The 4,489-nt window shown below is 40.5% G+C and carries 4 protein-coding genes; 1 reads left to right on the forward strand and 3 read right to left on the reverse strand.

What is annotated here, in order from left to right; genetic code table 11:
• Positions 1-141 precede the first annotated feature (141 nt).
• Positions 142-1,476, forward strand: a complete 1,335-nt coding sequence (locus tag PN450_RS08570; RefSeq protein ID WP_271836014.1) for a tetratricopeptide repeat protein — start codon at positions 142-144, stop codon at positions 1,474-1,476.
• Between the two features lie 335 nt (positions 1,477-1,811).
• On the opposite strand, the gene folP is transcribed toward PN450_RS08570, so the two are convergent.
• The 3 genes from folP to nblB all read right to left on the reverse strand — a co-directional run bounded on the left by folP (position 1,812) and on the right by nblB (position 4,324).
• A complete protein-coding gene (gene folP / locus PN450_RS08575) occupies positions 1,812-2,657 on the reverse strand; it encodes a dihydropteroate synthase (protein ID WP_271836015.1) in 846 nt (281 codons plus the stop codon).
• A gap of 47 nt (positions 2,658-2,704) precedes the next feature.
• A complete protein-coding gene (gene tpiA / locus PN450_RS08580; RefSeq protein ID WP_271836016.1) occupies positions 2,705-3,430 on the reverse strand; it encodes a triose-phosphate isomerase in 726 nt (241 codons plus the stop codon).
• A 231-nt stretch (positions 3,431-3,661) separates the two neighbouring features.
• Positions 3,662-4,324, reverse strand: coding sequence for a phycobilisome degradation protein NblB (gene nblB / locus PN450_RS08585; RefSeq protein ID WP_015080064.1), 663 nt, complete (start codon positions 4,322-4,324; stop codon positions 3,662-3,664).
• Positions 4,325-4,489 lie beyond the last annotated feature (165 nt).

Consider the following 4,489-nt stretch of genomic DNA (forward strand, 5'->3'; position numbering starts at 1 on the left):
GCGGTGGTGGTGGCGGTTGATAGCCAGTTAGCATTTACACCTCATCTCAAGTAGCAGTTATTAGTAGCAATTCTCATGTTTTGCACTATAGCGAAGGTATTGATAAATCTGAAAAGTTCTTAATTGAAGAAGGAAAACAAAATGAAATTATCAAAATTAACAAGTTTGGTTTTTGTGTTAGGAGCAATATTATATAGCCCTAAAGTTGATGCTCAAAATGTACCGAATATTTTAGAGTCAGGAAGAGAATCAAGATTACTGTTAGTACAAGTTAATTCTCAAGATGCAGAATTCTACTTGAAGCGAAGTGAAGCTCGCAGTAAATCAGGAGATTTGAAAGGGGCGATTGAAGATTTAAACCAAGTCCTGCGTATTAATCCTAACTTTGCAGGAGCTTACATCAACCGAGGTGAAGCCCGATTTCAATCAGGAGATGTGAAGGGGGCGATTGAAGATTACAACCAAGCCATACGTATTAATCCTAACTTTGCAGGAGCTTACAATAATCGAGGTAATGCCCGCCGTGAATCAGGAGATGTGAAAGGGGCGCTTGAAGATGTAAACCAAGCCATACGTATTAATCCTAAGTTTGCATTAGCCTATAGTAACCGAGGTGTTTCCCGTCGTGAATCAGGAGATGTGAAGGGGGCGATTGAAGATTTTAACCAAGCCATACGTATTAATCCTAACTATGGAGAATTTTACAGCAACCGAGGTGCAGCTCGGCGTGCATCAGGAGATGTGAAGGGGGCGATTGAAGATTACAACCAAGCCATACGTATTAATCCTAACTTTGCATTAGCCTATAGTAACCGAGGTAATGCCCGCCGTGAATCAGGAGATGTGAAAGGGGCGATTGAAGATTTTAACCAAGCCATACGACTTAATCCTAACTTTACACTAACCTACAGTAATCGGGGTCTTGCCCGTGCTGAATCAGGGGATATAAAAGGAGCAATTGAAGATTACAATCAAGTCCTGCGTCTTAATCCTAATGTTGCAGAAGTATATATAATAAGAGGTCTTACCCGCCGTGCATCAGGAGATATAAAAGGGGCGATTGAAGATTACAGTCAAGCCCTGCGTCTTAATCCTAATGATGAAAAAACCTATATAACCTATATAAACAGAGGTACAGCCCTTGCTATATCAGGAGATTTGAAAGGGGCGATTGATGATTTTAACCAAGCTATACAGATTAATCCTAATATTGCATTAGCCTATATAAACAGAGGTAATGCCCGCAGTCAATTAGAAAATGTGAAAGAGGCGATGGAAGATTACAACCAAGCCTTACGTCTTAATCCTAATCTTGCACAAGGCTACTTAAATAGAGGTCTTACTCGTCGTGAATCAGGCGATGAAAAAGGGGCTACTGCCGATTTGCAAAGAGCATCTGAACTATTTCAACAACAAGGAAAAACAGCCGAATATCAGTCTACTCTTAATTTAATTCGGGAGATAAACAATAAGTAAATTTCAGCATATTTTCCTTATAATTGTCGAAAAGTCTACAAATTGTGAAGCCAACACCAGACGTGGATGAATTGAATGATTTACCGCAAGGGAGTTCCAAGAAATAAATTATCCCAAATTAGAAGTATAAATTGACCCCTCTCCAAACCTCTCCCCTTGCAGGGGAGAGGCTTTGAAAACCCCATTCCCTTGTAGGGAAGGGGGCAGGAGGGTTAGGTTTTTAGAGATTATGGGTTTCATCTAATACTTTATGGCTAACGCCACGCTTCGCTATCAAACAACCTCTAAACATCAACCCCTTTTTCTGTTTCTATATTCTTTCTTGTTCCTGACTCCTAACCTTCACGATAAATAGCATCTGCTACTAAAGTAACTTCTTGCATTTCTTGAACATCATGAACTCGGAGGATATCTGCACCATTAAAAATGGCCGCACAACAAGCTGCGGCTGTTCCCCAAATCCGTGCTTTCGGATCTGGTTGATTAAGAATATGACCTATAAAACTTTTACGAGATGCTCCCACCAAAATTGGAGAATTGAGTGTTTTTAATGATTCTAAACGGCGAAAAATTTCTAAATTCTGGTCATGGTTTTTAGCGAAACCAATACCAGGATCAATAATTATTTTATTTTTGTCAATTCCCAAAAGTGTAGCTTCGGTAATTTTCTGAGATAAAAATTGATAAATATCAGGAATTAAATCTTCATAATCTGTGAATTTCTGCATAGTTTGGGGTTTTCCTCGGATGTGCATTAACACAATCGGCACATTTAAACTAGCAACAGTTGGCAACATTTGGGGGTCAAATGTACCAGCAGAAATATCATTAACTATATCTGCTCCAGCGGTAATTGCGGCTTTGGCTACTTCTGCTCTAGTTGTATCTATAGAAATAGGAATATCAATAACTGGACGTAGCAACTCCAAGACAGATAGCACCCGCTCAAGTTCTGCTTCTAGGGATATTTGTTCTGCCCCTGGACGGGTTGATTGTCCACCAATATCAATAATATCAGCACCAGCCGAAACCATTGCTTGTGCCTGGGTTAAAGCCGCTGAGGTGGTGTTAAATTTACCACCATCACTAAAACTATCCGGGGTGACATTCAAAATTCCCATGAGATAAGTCCGCTTTCCCCAGGTAAAACAGTGATCTCGGATAGTTAAGTTGTTAGACATGAAATTTTTTAACTTTTAATTGATGTATCCCCAATCCCCAATCCCCATTATTGATAGTTGACAATTCTGGCAAAACTATCAGCTTTTAGACTAGCGCCACCAACGAGAGCGCCGTCAATTTCTGGTTGTGCCATAATTTCATCAATATTATTCGGGTTGACTGAACCGCCATATTGGATAGGAACTAGGGGATTAGTTAATTGACTGCGAATTAAGCCAATTACCCGATTTGCTTCCTTGGATTCACAGGTATCACCAGTACCAATTGCCCAAATTGGTTCATAAGCAATAATTAGGTGAGTTTGATCAATATCTACCAAGTCTTTTTTTAATTGGTTGCTAATTATTGATTCTGTTTCCCCTGCGTCTCGTTGTTGTTTAGTTTCCCCAACGCAAAGAATGGGTGTGAGTCCATGCTTTTGGGCGGCTTTAAGACGGAGATTGACAGTTACGTCAGTTTCTCCGAAGAATTGCCGTCTTTCACTGTGTCCAACAATGACAAAACGCACACCGATTTCCGTGAGCATGGGGGCGGCAATTTCGCCTGTATATGCTCCATGTTCTTCCCAGTGGACGTTTTGTGCGCCCAAATTTACACGGCTACCATGTAAAGATTTGGACAGCAGGCTTAAGTCGGTGAAGGGAGGACATAATACCACTTCTCGTTCTAAGGGGGTTTCCTCCAGGTGAGGCAAAAATCCGCTTAAAAATTCTGCGGATTCTGCCTGGGTTTTAAACATTTTCCAGTTTCCAGCAATAACGATTTTCCGCACAGGTGATTTAATCAAGATTTTAATGCTACTAGATGCACTTTTCAATGTACTACTTTTTTAGGACTATTCACTAAGCAGAATTCACTGACTCACAGAAATAGTCGTCAGTAGTAATATAAGCTGATGGTTGGTTTTTTAACTTAGATAGAGTTTTTGTATGAATCAAAAATTAAGCTATTTGCCAAAATTAGGTGAGCAGTTGCGCTTGATTACGTAAACGCAACTACCAAATTAAACTAACTGCAAACCAGCTTTTGCTTCTTTGGCAATTGCCTCTACTTCGTCATTTACCAAGGTTGCTAGAATAGATTTAGCTTCATCACTACCCAAACGAGTTAAAGCTTGTACTACTCTGTAACGTACTTGCCAATCTGGATTAGTGCTGTATGGAACTAGGAGAGGAACTGCTGTTGGATCTCCCAATTCACCAAAGGAACTAATGGCCGCAGTTTGAATTAAGCCATTATCGGAAGCCAGTGCTTGGGTAAGCAATTCAAAGGCTCGCGGATCTCCTAATTCTCCTAATGTCGCAATAATGCTAAACTGTACCAGCCATTCTGGTGTTTCTTGGTAAAGTTGTTGCAAGTCTTCAAAAGCGTCATGTAGTTTTAGCGCACCTAAACAGTCTGCTGCGGCTGCTTGAACATCTGCTTCTGGATCATGAAGTAAACCCCGGAGGATATTCAAGGATAATGGTAAATCCTGTGTTCCCAGGGTATCCATTTGACTTACGGCCGAATAACGCACACGCGCACTTTTATCCTGAATGGCAATTTGGACTAATTCTAAACCGATTTGTGGTTCTAGTTCCCGAATTTGATTGACTGCACGCAAGCGATCGCCTAAATTGTCAGAACGCAGTAATTCTCTTATACTATCAGCAGACACACTCATTTAATTGTCCTTTGTCAGTTGTCAGTTGTTAGTAGGGGCGAAGCATTTGGAAGATAAATTATCGGTCATTGCCAAAAATAGTTCTCCAAATGCTTCGCCCGTACAGTTGTTAGTTGTCAGTAGGGGCGAAGCATTTGGAAGATAAATTATCGGTCATTGCCAAAA

The sequence above is a fragment of the Dolichospermum lemmermannii CS-548 genome (assembly GCF_028330815.1).
In the GTDB taxonomy this organism is placed as follows: domain Bacteria; phylum Cyanobacteriota; class Cyanobacteriia; order Cyanobacteriales; family Nostocaceae; genus Dolichospermum; species Dolichospermum lemmermannii.

What these genes read in the sequence shown, in the direction of transcription:
- PN450_RS08570 (WP_271836014.1), top strand. Translation starts at nt 142, where the DNA reads ATGAAATTATCAAAATTAACAAGTTTGGTTTTTGTGTTAGGAGCAATA.
- folP (WP_271836015.1), bottom strand. Translation starts at nt 2,657, where the DNA reads ATGTCTAACAACTTAACTATCCGAGATCACTGTTTTACCTGGGGAAAG.
- nblB (WP_015080064.1), bottom strand. Translation starts at nt 4,324, where the DNA reads ATGAGTGTGTCTGCTGATAGTATAAGAGAATTACTGCGTTCTGACAAT.